The organism is Psychrobacter sp. JB385, assembly GCF_900163785.1.
Classification (GTDB): domain Bacteria; phylum Pseudomonadota; class Gammaproteobacteria; order Pseudomonadales; family Moraxellaceae; genus Psychrobacter.
Genome location: NZ_FUKN01000005.1, coordinates 79848 through 99538 on the forward strand (window position 1 = coordinate 79848; position 19691 = coordinate 99538).

At 43.5% G+C, this 19691-nt stretch carries 16 protein-coding genes; 9 read left to right on the forward strand and 7 right to left on the reverse strand.

Annotated elements, in window-relative coordinates; genetic code table 11:
- Positions 1–81 precede the first annotated feature (81 nt).
- The 3 genes from CZ794_RS02500 to CZ794_RS02510 all read right to left on the reverse strand — a co-directional run bounded on the left by CZ794_RS02500 (position 82) and on the right by CZ794_RS02510 (position 2464).
- Positions 82–366, reverse strand: coding sequence for a pyrimidine/purine nucleoside phosphorylase (locus CZ794_RS02500; RefSeq protein WP_087040061.1), 285 nt, complete (start codon positions 364–366; stop codon positions 82–84).
- A 42-nt stretch (positions 367–408) separates the two neighbouring features.
- Positions 409–1504, reverse strand: a protein-coding gene (prfB, locus tag CZ794_RS02505) for a peptide chain release factor 2 (RefSeq protein ID WP_099046701.1) whose coding sequence is annotated in 2 segments (ribosomal slippage) — positions 409–1431 and positions 1433–1504 — 1095 coding nt in all. Because the reading frame shifts where the segments join, the coding sequence is not laid out codon by codon here.
- A 258-nt stretch (positions 1505–1762) separates the two neighbouring features.
- Complete coding sequence (locus CZ794_RS02510) at positions 1763–2464, reverse strand: HAD family phosphatase (RefSeq protein ID WP_087040063.1); 702 nt, start codon at positions 2462–2464, stop codon at positions 1763–1765.
- Between the two features lie 168 nt (positions 2465–2632).
- Between CZ794_RS02510 and CZ794_RS02515 the strand changes: the two genes are divergently transcribed.
- The gene (locus tag CZ794_RS02515; RefSeq protein WP_087040064.1) at positions 2633–3082 is read left to right on the forward strand and encodes a hypothetical protein; all 450 of its coding nucleotides are present in this window, start codon (positions 2633–2635) and stop codon (positions 3080–3082) included.
- Between the two features lie 34 nt (positions 3083–3116).
- On the opposite strand, the gene CZ794_RS02520 is transcribed toward CZ794_RS02515, so the two are convergent.
- Positions 3117–3653 carry a gamma carbonic anhydrase family protein gene (locus CZ794_RS02520; RefSeq protein WP_087040065.1) on the reverse strand — a complete coding sequence of 179 codons (537 nt, stop codon included), beginning with the start codon at positions 3651–3653 and terminating at the stop codon, positions 3117–3119.
- Positions 3654–4342: 689 nt separating this feature from the next.
- Between CZ794_RS02520 and carA the strand changes: the two genes are divergently transcribed.
- The 8 genes from carA to CZ794_RS02565 all read left to right on the forward strand — a co-directional run bounded on the left by carA (position 4343) and on the right by CZ794_RS02565 (position 15866).
- The gene (gene carA / locus CZ794_RS02530; RefSeq protein WP_087040067.1) at positions 4343–5584 is read left to right on the forward strand and encodes a glutamine-hydrolyzing carbamoyl-phosphate synthase small subunit; all 1242 of its coding nucleotides are present in this window, start codon (positions 4343–4345) and stop codon (positions 5582–5584) included.
- 153 nt (positions 5585–5737) lie between these two features.
- Complete coding sequence (gene carB, locus CZ794_RS02535) at positions 5738–9001, forward strand: carbamoyl-phosphate synthase large subunit (RefSeq protein WP_087040068.1); 3264 nt, start codon at positions 5738–5740, stop codon at positions 8999–9001.
- 343 nt (positions 9002–9344) lie between these two features.
- On the forward strand, positions 9345–9821 hold the full coding sequence (gene greA, locus CZ794_RS02540; protein ID WP_057760725.1) for a transcription elongation factor GreA: 477 nt from the start codon (positions 9345–9347) through the stop codon (positions 9819–9821).
- A gap of 394 nt (positions 9822–10215) precedes the next feature.
- Positions 10216–11073 carry a hypothetical protein gene (locus CZ794_RS02545; RefSeq protein ID WP_087040069.1) on the forward strand — a complete coding sequence of 286 codons (858 nt, stop codon included), beginning with the start codon at positions 10216–10218 and terminating at the stop codon, positions 11071–11073.
- A 188-nt stretch (positions 11074–11261) separates the two neighbouring features.
- Positions 11262–11726 carry a hypothetical protein gene (locus tag CZ794_RS02550; RefSeq protein ID WP_087040070.1) on the forward strand — a complete coding sequence of 155 codons (465 nt, stop codon included), beginning with the start codon at positions 11262–11264 and terminating at the stop codon, positions 11724–11726.
- 289 nt (positions 11727–12015) lie between these two features.
- A complete protein-coding gene (locus CZ794_RS02555) occupies positions 12016–13284 on the forward strand; it encodes a putative DNA modification/repair radical SAM protein (RefSeq protein WP_087040071.1) in 1269 nt (422 codons plus the stop codon).
- A 203-nt stretch (positions 13285–13487) separates the two neighbouring features.
- Positions 13488–14360 (forward strand): TIGR03915 family putative DNA repair protein, encoded by an 873-nt coding sequence (locus CZ794_RS02560; protein ID WP_087040072.1) that lies wholly within the window; start codon positions 13488–13490, stop codon positions 14358–14360.
- Positions 14361–14504: 144 nt separating this feature from the next.
- Positions 14505–15866 (forward strand): glycosyltransferase, encoded by a 1362-nt coding sequence (locus CZ794_RS02565; protein ID WP_087040073.1) that lies wholly within the window; start codon positions 14505–14507, stop codon positions 15864–15866.
- 176 nt (positions 15867–16042) lie between these two features.
- Here CZ794_RS02565 and CZ794_RS02570 read toward each other — a convergent pair whose 3' ends face one another.
- The 3 genes from CZ794_RS02570 to gabT form a co-directional block, all read right to left on the reverse strand.
- Complete coding sequence (locus CZ794_RS02570; protein WP_087040074.1) at positions 16043–16264, reverse strand: hypothetical protein; 222 nt, start codon at positions 16262–16264, stop codon at positions 16043–16045.
- Between the two features lie 388 nt (positions 16265–16652).
- Complete coding sequence (locus CZ794_RS02575) at positions 16653–18095, reverse strand: APC family permease (RefSeq protein ID WP_087040075.1); 1443 nt, start codon at positions 18093–18095, stop codon at positions 16653–16655.
- A 327-nt stretch (positions 18096–18422) separates the two neighbouring features.
- The gene (gene gabT / locus CZ794_RS02580) at positions 18423–19685 is read right to left on the reverse strand and encodes a 4-aminobutyrate--2-oxoglutarate transaminase (RefSeq protein ID WP_087040076.1); all 1263 of its coding nucleotides are present in this window, start codon (positions 19683–19685) and stop codon (positions 18423–18425) included.
- Positions 19686–19691 lie beyond the last annotated feature (6 nt).

Here is a 19691-nt window from a genome sequence, read left to right on the forward strand (position 1 = left end):
TTAAGACAATCATTAATACACAAAAAACGCCAAGCATGACACTTGGCGTTTTCTATAAATATGCTTGTGATTTAAATAGCGTTATTTACCATAAACGCATAAATAAGCCGTTTCTACCTCAACTTTGACATTGAAGCTTTTGTTGGCTTCAACCGTGAATTGCTCGCCAGCACTGAAGGTTTGCCATTCATCGCTCTCTGGTAACTTTACGGTCAATGCACCGCTCACCACACTCATGGTTTCAAACTCGCTGGTTCCAAACTCATACTCACCCACTTCCATCACACCAACGGTAGCAGGCTTGGTTGCTGTTTGAAAAGCAATGGATGTCACTTTGTCATCAAAATAATTATTTACGCTTGGCATAATCTTCCTTAATTGCATGTTAGTTGATATTTGAATTGTATTTTACAGACCTGCTTTTAGACTGGCTTCAATAAATTGATCGAGATCACCATCTAGTACCGCGCCCGTGTTGAAGGTTTCTACACCTGTACGCAAGTCTTTAATACGTGAGTCATCGAGTACATAAGAGCGGATTTGACTGCCCCAACCAACGTCAGACTTGTTGTCTTCGACCGCTTGTTGTTTTTCCATACGCTTTTGCATTTCAAGCTCATAAAGCTTGGCGCGTAGCATTTTCATGGCAGTGGCTTTATTGCCGTGCTGACTACGCTCATTCTGACAGGTCACCACCACGCCGCTTGGCTCATGAGTGATACGTACGGCAGAATCAGTCGTGTTGACGTGCTGACCACCCGCGCCAGATGAGCGATAGGTATCGATACGCAAGTCAGCAGGATTGATATCAATCTCGACATTGTCATCGATTTCGGGTGACACAAATACCGCGGCAAACGACGTATGACGACCATTGTTACTATCAAATGGTGACTTACGTACCAAACGATGGACGCCAATCTCAGTACGCAGCCAACCAAAGGCATAATCGCCTTTGATCTCGATCGTCGCTGATTTAATCCCAGCCACGCTGCCTGCCGAAACTTCGATCACATCAACCTTAAAGCCATGCGCTTCCGCCCAGCGCGTGTACATACGCAGTAGCATTTCTGCCCAATCTTGTGCTTCTGTACCACCACTACCCGACTGGATATCTAAGTAGCAATTGTTTGGATCCATCTCGCCACTGAACATACGGCGAAACTCTAAGTCAGCCACGCGTGCTTCAGCACTATCCAGCTCGCTTTGCACATCGGCAAGCAGCGACTCATCTTCTGCTTCGACCGCCAACTCTAGCATGGCGGACGCATCCTCTAGCGTAGTTTCAAGTGAGACTACCACGTCGATGACGCCATCAAGATGACTTTTTTCTTTGTTAATCTTGGTCGCACGCTCTGGATCGTTCCAAAGTTCTGGATTTTCCAGCTCTAAATTGACTTCTTCTAAGCGTTCTTGCTTACCATCGAAGTCAAAGATACCTCCGCAAATCCTGTCCACGCTCGGATAAATCTTTGATTTGTTCTTGATACGGATTGATTTCCATAAAGGTTCCTGTCTTTATAATAGTAGTGAATAAATATCTGACCAGTAGAATACCAGTCTAATCAATTCAACTTAGAAAGAATATAGGGTTGCTGGGAGGAATTTTTCGAAGCCTCTGTTGGCAACGCCACAGCCAGCGAGAAAAATTTATACCAGCATAATACTTTTTCTGTGTCACACTTTTATTTTGAATCGATTGTATTTTAAAGCAGATTAAGGCCAAATGTGTGGCTAATTATTTATCACTTATCCCAAAAAGTTAAAGCGACCAATCCTCTACCGCCCAGCGATGTGCCAGCGCATGCGCATGTAGCGTGTCATCAGGTGATACGCAGATCGCCACGTCCGCCCACTCAAGTAGTGGAATATCATTTTTAGAGTCTGAATACGCATAAGTCTTATTGAACTCGATACCCGCTGCTTGCTGCTTATCAAGCCATTTATTGAGATGATAAATCTTCCCTTCTTGAAAATTGGGCTTATCCGTCAATTTGCCTGTATAGCGCTCATCTTTAATCTCAAGTGGTGTCGATAATACATGACTGTCTTCAATACCAAAACGTTTGGCAATCGCAGAGACGACAAAATCATTGGTTGCAGAAATAATCACCACATCATGACCTTGCTCTATATGCTGACATAAGACCTCCATCGCTTTGGGGCGAATGTGAGGCTCGATTTCACTTTTGATATAGTCTTCTCGTAGCTCATGCAGCCTATCTATTGGTAAGCTACTCAAGAACTGCGCGACAAACTCATTATACTCCGTCGCATCCAGCGTACCTTCGATATAATCTTGATAAAACTTCTGATTGGCCGTGCGATATTCTGCTTCGTCAACAAGATTGTGTTTGACGATATACTCGCCCCATAGATAGTCGCTATCTACATCGAGCAACGTATGATCTAAATCAAACAATGCCAGTTCTTTTTGAGCGCGCTGTGACTGATTTGCCTGCATGATATGGCCTTATGATGGTGTGTTGAAAACATAATATTTACTATAAATAATATAGCGCTTTAAAATAAAAAGTTTGGTCAGTAAAATTTTAAGAAAATTACGATGCCCTCAGTAAAAGCATGGTAATTTATTTTGTCTAGCGTGTTAATAAAAAGACTGGAAATCTCTATGAAATCGTCAAATCCTAAAACTGACCTCTCCAAAAGACCTCGTCGTCCTGCACGCTCGATCAGAGAGATCAGACAGCGTCAATCGGGCACCAGTCATCAGTCACTTTCAGAACGGCTTACCCATGCACTTTTGAACAGTTTGATGTATGGGTTTGGCGGCTTATTGATTGATCTGGGCATTGTGGTCATCCGCTCAGTATTCGGTATTGGTAACGGTCAGATTTTTTGGTTATTTACCCCTTTTATGCTGATACTTGGGGCTATAATGGGTTTCATCGTTGGCAAATCTGCTGGTGCTGAAAGCGTCAATGCCTTAAGTATCGACGAGACTACCAATGATAACGCTTACTTGAATGACTATTCCGTACGGCACGATATTTTTCGCGGACTCATCATTGGTATCATCATTTTTGCCATTATCTGGCTGGTAATGATGCTTATGACTTAATGGCTACTACTTACTTATTACTTAGCCTGACCATTTAATCTGGCATGGTGATTTCTTTTAAACCAGTTTTAAAACTTTGGCAATGCTCAGCATAGTGTAGCGCTGATAGTTTTAGCATGGCTGCTTGCTCATCGGTCAGCGTTTTCACGACTTTTGCAGGCGCACCCATCACCAGTGAGTTATCTGGAATCTCCTGTCCTTCTGTAACCAACGCTTTAGCGCCAATGAGACAGTTTTTACCAATTTTGGCGTTATTCAATACCACTGCGCCTATACCAATCAAGCTATTATCACCAACTTCACAGCCATGCAGCATGGCTAAATGACCAACAGTAACATAGTCACCAATCTTGATTTCAATACCAGCATCAGTATGAAGCACACTATTTTCTTGTATATTGCTATAGTCACCAATATGAATTTGACCAACGTCTCCACGAATTATTGCACCAAACCAAATACTAGCCTGATGGCCCAAATATACATCGCCCATTACTTGTGCTGAGTCTGCTACCCAACCGTTGAACGGTACGGCAAACTCAGGTACTTTATCTAAATATTGATAAATCATAACGACTCCTTGTTATTTTTACTGTTCTTTGTACTTATCTTGAATGGCAAATAATAGTGCTTATCACTGCTTGATATCTTAAAATTTACTTATGTCCGCACAATTAATCGCGACTATATCAATATGGCGAACAGCGCTGCCTATTGTGGCAAAGCCATTCATTAAAATCCAGCGCTATTAATGCCGCTAGAATCGTGATACTTGGTATAGAGATGGTATTTATATAGATAGCTTATCAAGTTTGCTTAGGCTATTTATTCTAAATAGCGATACGACCTCTTATATGTGAATGCTTTCGTAAGTAATGATTGGCTTATAACTCGTTACTAAAGCCATCTTACAGTGGAGTTCGCTCACAAATAACGCTGTATCCTATATTTAATATAGATACAAGATTTATGTTTATCACGTAGATTATAAAATCGACTGGCTATTTGTACATATATTGTATATAATGCGCAAAATCTGTGCCTAAGCGAGCGGACATGATGCAAGTTACCTATTCACTATCTAGTGGGTTTTGTAGTTTTCATCAATAATGTCTTCTCGCTTTTTTGTGGAAAATTTTTGTGTATCTTCCTTTTTTTTCTTTATCTGACAATCTTCAGGTACCGTAAATAAAGGGATACGGAGCAAATCCTTAACCAACAAAACATGATGGCACTCACCAATAATAGCGGAGGCAATCCTTGAATTCATCGGTAGAAACACAAGCAATTTTGGCACTAGCAGACGGTACAATTTTTCGCGGTGTCAGTATCGGCAGCCTAGGTCATCGTGTTGGTGAAGTGGTATTTAATACCGCCATGACAGGGTATCAAGAAATTCTAACCGATCCAAGTTATGCACGACAGCTGGTGACCTTGACGTATCCGCATATCGGTAATACAGGCACCAACGCCGAGGACACCGAATCTGGCAATGGCCACAAAGTATGGGCAGACGGTCTTATCATCCGTGACGCCACCATGGCAACCTCTAACTTCCGTAACTCAGAATCACTTAGCGACTACCTACAGCGTAATAATACCGTCGCTATCGCTGAAATTGACACACGTCAATTGACACGTCTATTACGTGATAAAGGCGCTCAGAACGGTTGTATCATGACCGCATCAAACGGTGAGACGATCACCCAAGACGACGAGCAAAAAGCGATTGAGCTAGCAAAAGGGTTTGCAGGCTTAAAAGGTATGGACTTGGCAAAAGAATGCTGCACGACACAAAGCTTTGAGTGGACAGCGGGCACATGGGATCTGTCAGACACCTTACTCAACCGCGATGTCAAAGGCAGCTTTGATAGCGGTACGGGCGGCTTTTTTAAGCAGTTGGGTACGCATATCGACACTAAATACAATGTCGTCGCTTATGACTTCGGTAGCAAAACCAATATCCTACGTATGCTCGTCGACCGCGGTTGTCACGTGACCGTCGTACCAGCACAAACGCCTATCGCAGACGTGCTCGCGATGAATCCAGATGGTATTTTCTTATCAAATGGCCCTGGTGATCCAGCAGCTTGTGATTATGCCATCGATGCAGTGCGTCACATTATTGAAGAAACAGACGTACCAACCTTTGGTATTTGCTTAGGCCATCAGCTAATCGGTCTTGCTAGCGGCGCCAATACGATCAAAATGAAAACGGGCCACCATGGTGCTAACCATCCAGTACAAGATATAGCGACTGGCACAGTGATGATCACCAGTCAAAACCATGGTTTTGCGGTTGATGAAGACACGCTACCTGACAACGTTAAATCGACGCATCGCTCACTGTTTGATGGTACTAACCAAGGTATTGAGCTGACCAATAAGCCAGTCTTTAGCTTCCAAGGTCATCCAGAAGCAAGTCCTGGTCCACATGACTGCGCGCCATTGTTTGATAAGTTTGCTGAGATGATGGCAGCGGCTAAAACTGCTCAAGCTTAAACAATGATTAGAACTATATAGCAAGTCAATGCTTGAATCGCTAAAAGCGGTTTGAGCAGTACTGCAACAAAGCATTGTAAGTATAAAACGCCATAAGCGTTATTAAAAATAAAGATTACTTAAAATATCACCCAAACGAAGGTAGCTCTAACTATGCCAAAACGTACCGACATAAAAAGCATTCTTATCATTGGCGCAGGCCCCATCGTTATCGGCCAAGCGTGTGAGTTTGACTATTCAGGCGCACAGGCGTGTAAAGCACTAAAAGAAGAAGGCTACCGTGTCATCTTGGTTAACTCAAACCCAGCGACCATCATGACCGACCCTGTCATGGCTGATGCGACCTATATCGAGCCGATCACGTGGCAGACGGTTGAGCAAATCATTGCCAAAGAGCGTCCTGATGCCATCTTACCAACCATGGGCGGACAGACCGCCCTAAACTGCGCGCTAGATCTAGATAAGCATGGCGTACTGACTAAGTACGACTGCGAGCTGATTGGCGCGACCAAAGACTCGATTGAGATGGCAGAAGATCGCGACTTATTTGACAAAGCGATGAAACGTATCGGTCTTGAGTGCCCACGCGCTGAAACCGCTGAAACGATGGAAGAAGCCTTTGCCACTCAAGAAAAAATGGGTTATCCGTGTATTATTCGTCCCTCATTCACCATGGGCGGTTCAGGCGGCGGTATCGCGTATAACCGCGATGAGTTCATCGAGATTTGTGAGCGTGGTTTTGATCTATCACCAAACCATCAGCTACTCATCGATGAGTCACTCATCGGTTGGAAAGAGTACGAGATGGAAGTGGTTCGTGACAAAAACGATAACTGCATCATCATCTGTGCCATCGAAAACTTTGACCCAATGGGCGTACATACAGGCGACTCAATAACCGTAGCCCCTGCACAGACATTGACGGATAAAGAATACCAAATCATGCGTAACGCATCGCTCGCGGTACTGCGTGAGATCGGTGTAGAAACAGGCGGCTCAAACGTACAGTTCGGTATCAACCCTGATACTGGCCGCATGGTCGTTATCGAAATGAACCCACGTGTGTCACGCTCCTCTGCCCTAGCCTCAAAAGCGACTGGTTTCCCGATTGCCAAAATCGCAGCAAAACTGGCAATCGGTTATACGCTAGATGAATTGCAAAACGACATCACGGGTGGCAAAACGCCAGCGAGCTTTGAACCTGCGCTTGATTATGTCGTGACCAAGATCCCTCGTTTTAACTTTGAAAAATTCCCACAAGCAGACAACATCCTATCGACTCAGATGAAATCGGTCGGCGAAGTCATGGCGATTGGTCGTAACTTCCAAGAGTCGATGCAAAAAGCCTTGCGCGGTATGGAAACTGGCGCGGATGGTTTCGATGAGCAAATTGACTTATCAAAAGTCAGTGCTGAAAAGGCTCGTAGCGAGATTATCAATCGCCTAACGATTCCAACCCCTGATCGCATCTACTATATCGCTGATGCCTTCCGCGTTGGTATGAGTGTCGATGAGGTGTTCAACTTCACCAAGATTGACCCATGGTTCTTGGTACAGATCGAAGACATCGTCAAAACCGAAGCTACCGTGAAATCACTCGGCTTTGGTGGTTTGACTGAGAAAAACCTGCGTAGCTTCAAGCGTAAAGGTTTGTCAGATTTGCGTTTGGCTAAATTGCTAGGCGTGTCACAAAAGCAACTACGTAAGAAACGTTGGGATTTGAACGTTTACCCAGTATACAAGCGTGTTGATACTTGTGCCGCAGAGTTTGCTACCAGCACCGCTTATATGTACTCAACCTACGATAGCGAATGTGAAGCCAACCCAACTGACAAGAAAAAGATCATGGTCATCGGTGGCGGTCCTAACCGTATTGGCCAAGGCATTGAGTTTGATTACTGCTGTGTGCATGCAGCGCTTGCCATGCGTGAAGATGGTTTTGAAACCATCATGGTCAACTGTAACCCTGAAACGGTTTCAACCGATTATGACACTTCTGACCGTCTATACTTTGAGCCAATCACGTTAGAAGACGTGCTAGAGATCGTTCGTATCGAAAACCCTGATGGCGTGATTGTACAATTCGGTGGTCAAACACCATTGAAACTGGCGCGCGCTCTAGAGTCAGCAGGCGTTAAAATCATCGGTACGAGTCCTGATGCGATCGACCGCGCTGAAGACCGTGAGCGCTTCCAGCACATGATTCAGCAGCTAAACCTAGTACAACCTTCAAACGCTCTAGCAACGAGTTTAGAAGATGGCTTGGTTAAAGCTAAAGACGTGGGCTATCCACTGGTTGTACGTCCATCATATGTCCTTGGTGGCCGCGCGATGGAAATCGTCTACAACGAAGATGAGCTCAGACATTACCTGCGTACTGCAGTACAAGCCTCAAACGAAGCGCCTGTCCTACTAGATCGCTTCTTAGATGATGCCATCGAAGTTGATGTTGACTGTGTATGTGACGGTACTGATGTTGTCATCGGCGGTATCATGCAGCATATCGAACAGGCTGGCGTCCACTCAGGTGACTCAGCATGTTCGCTACCGCCTTACTCACTATCTAAAGAGCTATGTGATGTCATGCGCGCGCAAACGGTCGCGATGGCGAAAGAGCTTGGCGTTGTCGGTCTGATGAACGTTCAGTTCGCGGTCAAAGGCGAAACCGTATATATCCTAGAAGTGAACCCACGTGCTGCCCGTACCGTACCGTTTGTCTCTAAGTGTATCGGTACTTCGTTAGCGCAGGTTGCGGCTCGCTGTATGGCTGGTACTTCGCTTAAAGACCAAGGCTTTACCACTGAGATTGTTCCAGCATTTTATGCGGTCAAAGAAGCAGTATTCCCATTTGCTAAATTCCCAGGTGTTGACCCAATCTTGAGTCCTGAGATGAAATCAACGGGCGAAGTCATGGGTGTGGGCAAAACCTTTGGCGAAGCATTTTACAAAGCCATCATCGGTAGTAACGAACGTCTGCCAGGCTTGCCTACTGAAGGCGAAACCAAAACCGTCTTTATCTCCGTTCGTGACAGTGACAAAGCGCAAATCGCCCCGATCGCCCGTCAGCTTGCAGATTTCGGTTTTAATATCGTCTCGACCACTGGCACGCAAAAAGTACTGAGCGAAGCTGGTATTGAATGCAAGCAAATCAATAAGGTTACCGAAGGTCGCCCGCATATCGTTGACGCCTTGAAAAATGGCAAAATTGACCTTATTATTAATACGACTGAAGGCAAGCAGGCGCAAGAGGATTCATTCTCTATTCGTCGCAGTGCCTTACAAGGTAAAGTCTTCTATGTCACCACGTTAGGAGCAGCAGACGCGGTTTGTAAATCTTATGCGATTGACTTGCCATTTGAAGTCTATAAGTTACAAGATTTGCATGAACAAGCAAAGACTATTGACGTGACTGAATAATTTCAGTAGATTAAGCATAACCGCTAAGCTTATACAAAAGCTTAGCCAAGACTTGTTATTGATTATTCTATGACAATCGTACGTTAAAAAAACAATATCTTTAAAGAGTCAAACCTACAAAAGCATAGTGGCTAAACTGCGACTATGCTTTTTATTACGTAAGGTTCAGTGTGCTTGGTACTGTCAGCTTGCTTGGTGCTAAGAGTGAATGTGCTCATACCTACCGCCCATTTACGAACGACGCCATCTGAACCCCACTCTTTTTATATTTCATACTCATTGCAACAACATTGACACCATCTCCTTATGAGGTGGTGTGGTGTTATTGGTTTAAGGAAAAAACATGCAACGTTATCCCATGACTCCGCAAGGACATGCGGCTTTAGAAGCCGAATTAAAACAGTTAAAAAGTGTCGATCGTCCACGCATCACCGCATCAATTGCTGAAGCACGCGAACACGGCGATTTGAAAGAAAACGCTGAGTATCATGCCGCTCGTGAACAGCAGGGCTTTTGTGAAGCGCGCATCCGTGATATCGAAGCCAAACTTGGTGGCGCACAAGTCATCGATCCTTCAACATTGCCAAAAGAAGGTCGTATCGTGTTTGGCGTCAGCGTCGTGATCGAAAATATGGACACTGAGGAAGAAAAACAGTACAAAATCGTCGGCGATGATGAAGCTGATTTTAAAGCAGGCAAAATCTCAGTCAACTCACCGATTGCCCGTGGTCTTATCGGTAAATTCGAAGGCGATGAAGTGCGTATCGAGACCCCAAAAGGTGTGGTTGAATACGAAGTGATGAAAGTCATCTACGACTAATTCTGTGCTTATCGTGCCTTTATAAAAACATCCTTTGATAAAAGTTCTGTATTAAAGCGGACAAAATAGCAAATTATCTGGATGATAGATGATAGGCAAGTCAGATCACGTAGACCATCGTTATTTATACAATAGCAGTTACACAATGCTGCTTTTCTACTCAATTTGTTTTGGCGCATAATTGCTTGAGTATGGATGGTTAAGCCGTTTGACACAGTTAAATTGGCATGGCCTCTGATCAAAAATAATGATGGCTTGATAGTGAATGTTGACTATCGTCAGTACCGAAACCCTTGTTATTTGGCATACTTTGCTGTGTCATTTAACAAGGGTTTTTCTTGTCTATACATTATTTATTGCTGTTTCATTGACCATTATTTTAAAGGAGCTTTTTATGAGTATAAATCGTAATACGTCATTAACCACAGTAGTCTCGGCCTTTACGGTAGGTACTGTATTGACAGCATCACTGGCACATGCTGCGCCTGAAATCGCCATTAGCTCGCCTGTTGGTGATAGCACGACAGTCGTTGAACAATACTCAGATGGTAAGACGGCAACCATCACTGCGACACCAAACGGTATCACGATGCAAGATGGCATGCCTTATGCCGTCACTCAAGTGACAACGGTTCCTCGGTATGTTGTCCGTCAAGCTGGCAATAACAATGTGGTTGTGACTCAAGGTAGCACCACGGTTACCAGCGTACCTGTTAGTAACCAAGTGACCAATACTGTCTCCAACGTCGATGTAATCACCACGCCTGTCAGTACCGTGACACAAGTTATGCCTGTCACAACAGCGACGCCGTTGCCAGTGACGAGCCAGGTAACCACAACGTCATTAGATGCTCTCCAACTTACCCCAACTTTTAGTACGCCTGATATCGTTAATGCCCAAACCAAGGTCATGAAAATCTTAAAAAACAGTGCTGGTCGTGAAGTAGCGGTACCTGCCAATCACATCGCTCCAGGAGATGTGATTGAATACCATACCACTTATACCAATACCACCGCTCAGCCAGTCAATGATATTAATGCGATGGTCTCTCTACCAACTGGCGTAAGATTGGTGTCATTGAATAGCTCAATACCTACGCTTGCAACCACTGGCGGCGGTAACTATCAAACCATTCAACAAGTTGGTAACACGACCGTTATTCAAGAGAACTATTCTGGTCTTAAATGGAACTTAGTAAATTTGAATCCCAATGCTGCTCAAACTGTGGTGATACGTGCCAAAGTTCAATAAGATCTACTAGATAAAACCAGCTCTAGAATATCAAAAAATGACTCAGTAACACTCATTATAAAAGGCTTTGTTCGCTAGATTGATTAATAGCGGGCAACGCCTTTTTTATTATGTGATGGTTATTTATTAGCAAACGTCCTTTTGCTATAGTGCTGTTCATTCAAAACAAATATTTGGTCGTTATTCATATGCATAGATTTACCTATTTCTATTCATTGGCTTTTATCATTTGCAGCGGTATTTTGAGTTCTACGGCTTGGAGTAAATCTGCTGAAACAGCATTTGACAATAGCTTTTATATATCAAAGATTTGTACGGCATGCATGAGTAAAGACGATCATGAATATTGCGATGATGGTTATATTCTTAAAAGCGAAACGATAGCTAGCGGTCAAACAAAAGAGACTGTTTTAATGAATGGAATCGGTGGTTACGGGTGGAATCATATTTCTATCAATAAGATTGATGCCGATACTTATCATGTTTACGTTGGTTGTGGCAGTCCTTGCGGTGCTAATATGATATTTGGTCGTGGCGGTAAAGAGCAAGACTTTGGCCTATACTTTGATCTTGATGCCAAAAGTCGATATACGGTTGAATACGATGATGGCAAAAAACTATGGGCTATGGGTTGCGCGTCATTTCTTCTCTGACAGTGAGATAATATTGCCTTCAACTTACGGTAGCAGTAAATCTGCAATACAGCCAAAATTTAGCGTTGAATTTGATAAAAAAGGAGATCTTATCATCACAAACCTTATGAACAATCACGATATTAAACACCTACCTAACCCCTGCAAAAATGACTAAATTTTAAAAGACTCTGTTTTTTCAAGCGACACTGAATGTCGTATTGTTTTTATAATTTTCCTACAAATACAATAACTTAACACCATATTTGCTAAAATAGTCTTTCATTAATACATTGGTAAATACCCACTTATGGCAGCTATCAATTACGAAAGACTACAGGGCAAACTCAATATTTTAGCAGATGCCGCTAAGTATGATGTCTCTTGTTCCTCCTCCGCTGGTACACGCAAAAACCAAGGTGGTGGGCTTGGTGATGCCTCAGCAACGGGTATTTGCCACAGTTACACCGAAGATGGTCGCTGCGTTAGCCTGCTAAAAATCCTTTTGACCAATCATTGTATCTATGACTGTGCTTACTGTACTTCACGCAAAAGCAATGACACACCGCGTGCGGCTTTTAGTGTCGAAGAAGTCGTTGATCTGACCATGCAATTTTATCGCCGTAATTATATTGAGGGACTGTTTCTCAGCTCAGGTATCTTCAAAAGCGGCGATTATACGATGGAGCGACTAGTCGAAGTAGCCAAACTCTTGCGTACTCGCGAGCGTTTTAACGGTTATATTCATCTAAAAACCATTCCGGGCGCGTCAAAAGAGTTGCTCCTTGAAGCAGGCTTATACGCCGATCGCTTGAGCGTCAATATTGAAATTCCGACCAAATCAGGACTGGCTCTGCTCGCACCAGAAAAATCACATGAGCAATTAAAAGCACCGATGGAAACGGTAAAAGAAGAGATTATTACTATTCGTGAAAGCCGTAAAACCCATAAAAAAGCGCCTAAATTTACACCAGCAGGTCAGACCAGTCAGATGATTGTCGGTGCCAGTAATGAGACAGACTTGCAAGTGATTCAACTATCCAGCCACTTTTATAAAACCTATGATCTAAAGCGTGTTTACTATTCCGGTTACGTGCCGATGCTCTCTGACAATCGCCTACCAGCGATTGGCACGCCTGTGCCGATGGTACGAGAGAATCGTCTTTATCAAGCAGATTGGTTAATGCGCTTTTATGGGTTTGGCGCGCACGAAATTGTCGAGCCAGAGTCGCCATTTTTGGACTTAGATTGTGACCCAAAACTGGCATGGGCGATACGTCATCGTGAGCATTTCCCTGTCAATATTCAAACCGCGAGTTATGAGATGATTGTACGGATACCCGGCATCGGCACCAAAACAGCCAAAAAAATCGTCAAGGCACGTAAGTTCAATCAACTGACGTTATATCATTTAAAAAAGATGGGCGCTGCGGTCAATCGTGCCAAATACTTTATTGCAACCACGGGCAAAAACGAGCATCTGGCACATTTGACGCGAGATAACTTTCGCCAATACGTATTGGCGCAAACGCAGACCAAGTTTAAAGATCAGCGTAGCGGTCAGCTGGTGTTGTTTTAAATATCATAAGATCACTCTAAAACCCCATATATGGCCAACGCTACTGGTAATATTTTTTGTAGCCTCTGTCACGCTATGCGAACAGCAAGCTAGAAAAATATTGCCAGTAGCACCTGTGACCATACTCTGTATTTTAAATACGCTATCAAAATGTCGCTTTTAAGATAAGCGACAATATCCCTACCGTCATTTTAGGATAAAAAATGTCGCAACTTACTCTCGATACCTCTTATCCTGTCGGTCAGTTAACACCCAGTATCATACTCTATGAGCCAAGTTTTGAGGGGTGGCTGAGCGCTGTTTTTTATGTCTACGAGCACAGATTACAGCACGAACCAGCACTGCAACTGTTTGCTCAAGATGACTATGCGCCCTCTTTGATTGCTCAGGCAGTGAGCGTTCATAAGGACGAAGACAAAGCGGAGCGCGTATTAATCAAGTTAAACAAGCTTTTGGGTCGTTCAGGTATGCGCAATGTTCTATGGGGATTTTTGTCTGAAAAAAACAATATCGGCACAACGTTGTTTCATGTGATTAAATACGCCATTGACTACCCCAATCGTCAAATCATGCAAGATTTGGGCAATTTAGAAGTGCTGGAATTGGTACAAACCGTCAAATCCGTAGGCCGTGAAAAGCATCGTATGGAAGCCTTCGTGCGTTTTGAGCACACCACCGATGATATTTACTTTGCGCGCGTGAAACCTGATTTCAATGTTTTACCTTTGATTGGTGAGCATTTTCGTCAGCGTTACCAAGATCAGCACTGGGCCATTTACGATCTAACACGTGGCTATGGCATTTATTATGACAAAAGCAACAGCACGCGTTCTCATCCCGCTGAGCTGCAAACCATCACTGACCTCGATGATGCCGTATTACGCAATCCTGCCAGCATTCATAGTGATGATGAGCAGCGTTACCAGAAATTTTGGCAAGGGTACTTTACCAACGTTAATATTAAAGAGCGTAAAAACCCGCGTTTGCATAAGCAGTATTTACCGCAGCGCTATTGGAAATACTTAAGTGAAAAACAGGTCATACCCAATGCTGAACATTTAATAAAACGCCGCTAGTGGTTTCACAAGTTTTACCAAATTTATCCTCTCTTTTTCATGTGACTCATCGTTTGACCTTATCTTTTGTCTTGATGGTTGAGTTTTGGCTATTTTTAACTGACAATAGCAGCTTCATATTATTAACCAGTGACCCACGCTATTATGAAGATTATGCGCTTACTGTCGTCTCTTAAGCATGATGAATCCGAGCGCGGTATTTTTCATCTTGGGCGCGCATTGGTAAAAAATGGGCACACCTCCATCATTGTCTCAAGCGCAGAGGAAGACAATGATTTGGTCAGACGTCTCAAACGTGATGGCAACCTCTATCATCAATTGCATATGAATAAGAAATCTTGGTTATCTTTGTTACAAGTTGCCCCGCTACGACGATTGATCGAAAAGTACAACCCTGATGTCATTCATGTACATTCACGTACCCCCGCATGGATATTGCACTTGGCCCTGCGCCGTGCTCGCGTCAAGCGCATGCCAAAATTGGTATCGACCATGTATGGCTTCTATCCTATTAATAAGTACTCACAAGCGTTATTGAATGTTGACACAATCATCACGGTCTCTGATAGTGTGACCAATTACTTAAAGAAAGGTTTGCGTCTTGAAGACGCTGACCCTAAAACCATCAAGCGGATTTACCGCGGCGTCGATACGCGCCGCTACCCTTATCGGCACAACCCTTCTGTATACTGGCTCAGACATACCTTTGCTGAATACCCTGAGCTTGAGCATAAAAAATGGCTGGTGTTTCCTACCATTATTGGTCATGAATACGGTCAAGAGTGGTTGATTGACATCTTAGGTAATTTACAAGAACAGTTCCCTAATATTCATGCCATCATCATGGATGACGACTATAGAGAGAATGACGTCTTCCATCAAGACTTTCGTCAGCGTACCAACACGTTAGGTTTGGCTGAGCGTATCACGTATGTAGGCAGAAAACGCAATGACATGCGCGAATGGCTGTCAGCGGCCAATATCGTGATGGCGCTTGCCAACGAGCCTGAGTCAATTGGCATCAATGCACTACAAGCCATTCACCTAGGAACGCCTGTGATTGGTTGGGATCAAGCAGCTTTCAGTGAAATATTACAACCGCTGTATCCGCAAGGCTTAGTCAAAAAATACAATGCCAACGCGCTTTGTAAGGCGGTGAGAAACCAACTAGAAAGCGTGACGCGTCCTGAAATGACCAATAAATTTACCATGCGTGAGATGATTGAAGAAACGCTCGCCGTCTATCAAGGGCTTCATGATGCAGCAATAGCCAAGGAACAGGCCGAAATCGATGCTGCTGCCGATCGAAAGCTCAAAAGACGTTTGAAAAAATCCTCTCAAGCTACCCGAGAGTCTACGGTTAGCGATGTTTCGTTCGATCAACGAGCGCTGAATCTCAATCGCAAAAATACCAATGTAAAACTGCTACAAGAAACACCTAAAGTAGCAGAAACCACAAAAGCGATCACAGATGCCGAAACCATTCAAGAAGATAAGGATTTATAAATCCGTATCGTCAATGAGCATAGATTTTAGGCGAAAGACTCTTAATCACTCTATATCTATCATAATGCGTGTAGTAAAAATAATACCCATCTACTAAACCCCATCGTTCCTTCGATGTATTTTTAATAAATGAAATCGCGCATTAAGCGACCTTTATAGATCAGTAAATAGTAATGCTACAGTAGCGCAAACCACGCATCATTGACTAAATGACTGTCTAAATCAAAGCGGACATATATTCCCTCACTGTCCTTGGTTGCATACCAATGCTCATCACCTAGACCAATATTTATCTGAAAAAACTTCTCATTTATAATGTTGCCTACGGTATAGATAGATCCTTCCGAAAAAAAATCATTACCACTGGTACATCTCAATTGATCTCCACTTTTGATCATATTTTGTCCTCCATGACAATAAGAAAGTAGATAAAAATGAATAATTTGACTTTATAGCTTACAAATGTCAATAAATAAAAAATTGAATTATGTAATTTTTTATTTTTTCATCCTCTAGTTAATTATTTTTGAGCATAGAAAGTAACTGCCTGTATTGGTTAAGGATTTAGGAATGGGAAATTTATGAGCGGTGTCTGCCTATTTTTTGGTTAGAACAAAAACTCTGTCCTTTAACAATCTATGTCAGGGCTCTAATTTATGCTCATCTACTATCAAGCTATTTATTTTCTCTTTAAGCTATTTATGTGCTTTTTAAAAGCAACAAAAAAGCCTAACGCTTGACGTTAGGCTTTTTTATGATTGAACCGACTTATTTAGATACATAAAGCTATTTTTTATATGGATTGTCTTTTAACCATTGCTGATTAACAATTTTGAGCTCATGTAACTCATGATCCATAATTTCTTTGCTTTTACCAGGATTTTTCATTGAAGCATAACCATACAGTGCGCCGCCAAGAACTGTCCAACCAAGGAATATCCACCATTCAATAGCCACGAGTGCGGATGGCATACCTGGCAGATAGAGCGCTAACATACCAAGACTGAGCAGAATAGTAATCACACCAACCAATTTACCTGCGGGTACTCTAAACGGGCGTACCATGTTAGGCTCACGGTAACGCAGTACCAAGAACGATAATGCCACGCAAGTGTAAGCGATAACAATACCAAACCCGCCCGCATCAACAATCCACACCAGCATCTTGCGACCAAACAATGGCGCTAATGTCGCCAAACCACCAATCAATAAGATCGCATTCACTGGGGTGTTATACTTAGGATGTAGCTTGCACAAGAACTGCGGCAACATGTGCGTTTTACCCATGGCGTACAATAAGCGACTACCACCGATAAGAAACGCATTCCAGCTTGATAAAATCCCCAATACACCGCCAATAACCAGCAACGTACCCGCCCATTTACCATTCCAAGCATTGGTCATCGCATCCGCAGTTGCCAATGTTGAGTCTTGCGCTTGTAATAGTGGTAATGTTTTACCCACACTCCAAGCGACCGCTACGTACCAAAGTACGGCGATGATGATAGAGACAATCAAAAATTTGCCGATATTTGGACGTGTTAGGTTGATTTCTTCTGCCGCTTGCGGAATCACGTCAAAACCAACGAATAAAAACGGTACCATTACCATGACGGTCATGATGCCACCCATACCACCAATAAAGGATGGGGCTTGTACTGAATTAGATGTTTCAGGATTGAACAATACGGCACCAATGAACAGCAATATACCCACGAGGAAAATACCCACGACTGCCAATTTTTGGAACCAAGCACTGACTTCCATACCACGAATGTTGAGCCATGTGACAATCACTGAACCGATCATCCCGACAGCGACCCACGTGGCATACACATCCCAGCCAGCGATATTCCAAAGATACCCTTGACTATAATTGGGCACGATATATTCGACGACGGTAGGCAGTGCCACCGCTTCAAAGGCCACCACGGAAAAATAACCGAACAAAATACTCCACGAACAGATAAAGGAGACATTCACCCCCAATGCACGGTGCGTATATGTGTGCTCACCCCCTGTGATGGGCATGGATGCTGCCAGCTCTGCATACGCCACGCCAATCAAGATAACCACAAGACCGCCGATCAAAAAGGCGCTGACTGCGCCCCATATACCTGCCGAGATAATCCAGCCACCCGCCAGTACAACCCAGCCCCAACCGACCATAGCACCAAACGCTAACGCGATGATATCGAACACACCCAACGTTTTCTTTAATTCAGACATAACCTACTCCTTGTCTGTGTGTCATCCGTGTGAACCTGTGACAGTTACACTATTTCTATTTAGTGGGATAGCACCTATCTTATTTACCGTATAGACCTTTTGCCTAAAAACCGTCGTTCACTATTTATTTAACTTTTAAACAGACAGCAAAAACGGCGCCTTGACTTGCAAGGCGCCGTTCAAAAACACACTCTAAATGAGTGACATGAGAGCAACCTTGCTGTTGTATTAACAATAGCCTTGAACGCCTGTTCATTATTGGCTAAAGGGGGTCCATTACACAGTAAATAACGATAAATGCTCTATACCTATCAAGTAAGTATTGGATTACGCCGTTAAGATGCCTTTGATGATATCCAAACCTTCTTGTAGGACGTCATCTTCAACCGTTAACGGAACCATCACACGAATCGCGTTGCCATACATACCACAAGATGCCAATAGCAAACCTTGTTCAAATGATTTTGCTTTGAGATTGGCAGTTGCCTCAGTATCAGGTTTGCCTTCACTGTCTACTAAGTCAAACGCTAACATAGCGCCTTTATGACGAATATTACCAATGCTGCTCAGATTAAGACCTTTTAAGAACGACTCAATTTTGTCACCAATCTCAATACTGCGCGCCAATAAGTTCTCTTCTTCAATCACTTCTATTACAGCAAGTGCTGCCACACAAGCAAGTGGATTACCTGAGTAAGTGCCGCCTAAGCCGCCTACTTGCGGCGCATCCATAATATCCGCACGACCAATCACGGCAGAGATCGGATAACCACCTGCCAAACTCTTGGCACAAGTCATAAGATCTGGCTCAACACCCAATTGCTCACTAGCAAATAATGTACCGGTTCTCGCAAAACCACACTGCACTTCATCAAAAATAAGTACTATGCCATGCTCATCACAGATATCGCGTAATGCCTTGGCAAATGATGGGGTCACTTGGTGAAAACCACCTTCTCCTTGAACTGGCTCAACGATCATCGCAGCTACTTCACTAGGATCGATGTCCGCTTGGAAAATCATCTCAAGACTGTGCAAAGCTTGCGCTTCGGTGACATTCAACTCTTCAGCTGGGAATAGCGCATGGAACACAGGTCCTGGCATCGGGCCAAAGTTCTTTTTGTATGGCAGTACTTTGCCTGTCAGACTCATACACATGAGCGTACGACCATGCCAGCCACCAACAAAAGAGATAACACCTGGACGACCTGTTTTTGCACGGGCAATCTTGATGCAGTTTTCAACAGCTTCAGCACCCGTCGTCAAAAAGAATGCCTTGGTATCGCCACTGATCGGGGCTTTTTCGCACAGCTTTTCAGCCAAGTCCACATAGCACTCATAGTTGATCATTTGTGCCGCAGTATGAGTGAACTTATCCAATTGCTCATGCACGCGCTGAGTGATTTTTGGATGACTATGACCAGTGTTAAGAACCGATATGCCACCGACGAAGTCGATATAACGCTTACCTTCTACATCCCAAATTTCTGAGTTTTTCGCTTTTTCTGCAAAAATAGGAAAAGCAACGCCAAGTCCAGTTGGTAAAACGGCTTTGCGACGCTCGAGTAATGATTGATTGGTAATTGTCATAAAAAT

Coding starts and splice junctions, on each gene's coding strand:
- CZ794_RS02500 (WP_087040061.1), bottom strand. CDS start 366: ATGCCAAGCGTAAATAATTATTTTGATGACAAAGTGACATCCATTGCT.
- CZ794_RS02510 (WP_087040063.1), bottom strand. CDS start 2,464: ATGCAGGCAAATCAGTCACAGCGCGCTCAAAAAGAACTGGCATTGTTT.
- CZ794_RS02515 (WP_087040064.1), top strand. CDS start 2,633: ATGAAATCGTCAAATCCTAAAACTGACCTCTCCAAAAGACCTCGTCGT.
- CZ794_RS02520 (WP_087040065.1), bottom strand. CDS start 3,653: ATGATTTATCAATATTTAGATAAAGTACCTGAGTTTGCCGTACCGTTC.
- carB (WP_087040068.1), top strand. CDS start 5,738: ATGCCAAAACGTACCGACATAAAAAGCATTCTTATCATTGGCGCAGGC.
- greA (WP_057760725.1), top strand. CDS start 9,345: ATGCAACGTTATCCCATGACTCCGCAAGGACATGCGGCTTTAGAAGCC.
- CZ794_RS02545 (WP_087040069.1), top strand. CDS start 10,216: ATGAGTATAAATCGTAATACGTCATTAACCACAGTAGTCTCGGCCTTT.
- CZ794_RS02550 (WP_087040070.1), top strand. CDS start 11,262: ATGCATAGATTTACCTATTTCTATTCATTGGCTTTTATCATTTGCAGC.
- CZ794_RS02555 (WP_087040071.1), top strand. CDS start 12,016: ATGGCAGCTATCAATTACGAAAGACTACAGGGCAAACTCAATATTTTA.
- CZ794_RS02560 (WP_087040072.1), top strand. CDS start 13,488: ATGTCGCAACTTACTCTCGATACCTCTTATCCTGTCGGTCAGTTAACA.
- CZ794_RS02565 (WP_087040073.1), top strand. CDS start 14,505: ATGAAGATTATGCGCTTACTGTCGTCTCTTAAGCATGATGAATCCGAG.
- CZ794_RS02570 (WP_087040074.1), bottom strand. CDS start 16,264: ATGATCAAAAGTGGAGATCAATTGAGATGTACCAGTGGTAATGATTTT.
- CZ794_RS02575 (WP_087040075.1), bottom strand. CDS start 18,095: ATGTCTGAATTAAAGAAAACGTTGGGTGTGTTCGATATCATCGCGTTA.
- gabT (WP_087040076.1), bottom strand. CDS start 19,685: ATGACAATTACCAATCAATCATTACTCGAGCGTCGCAAAGCCGTTTTA.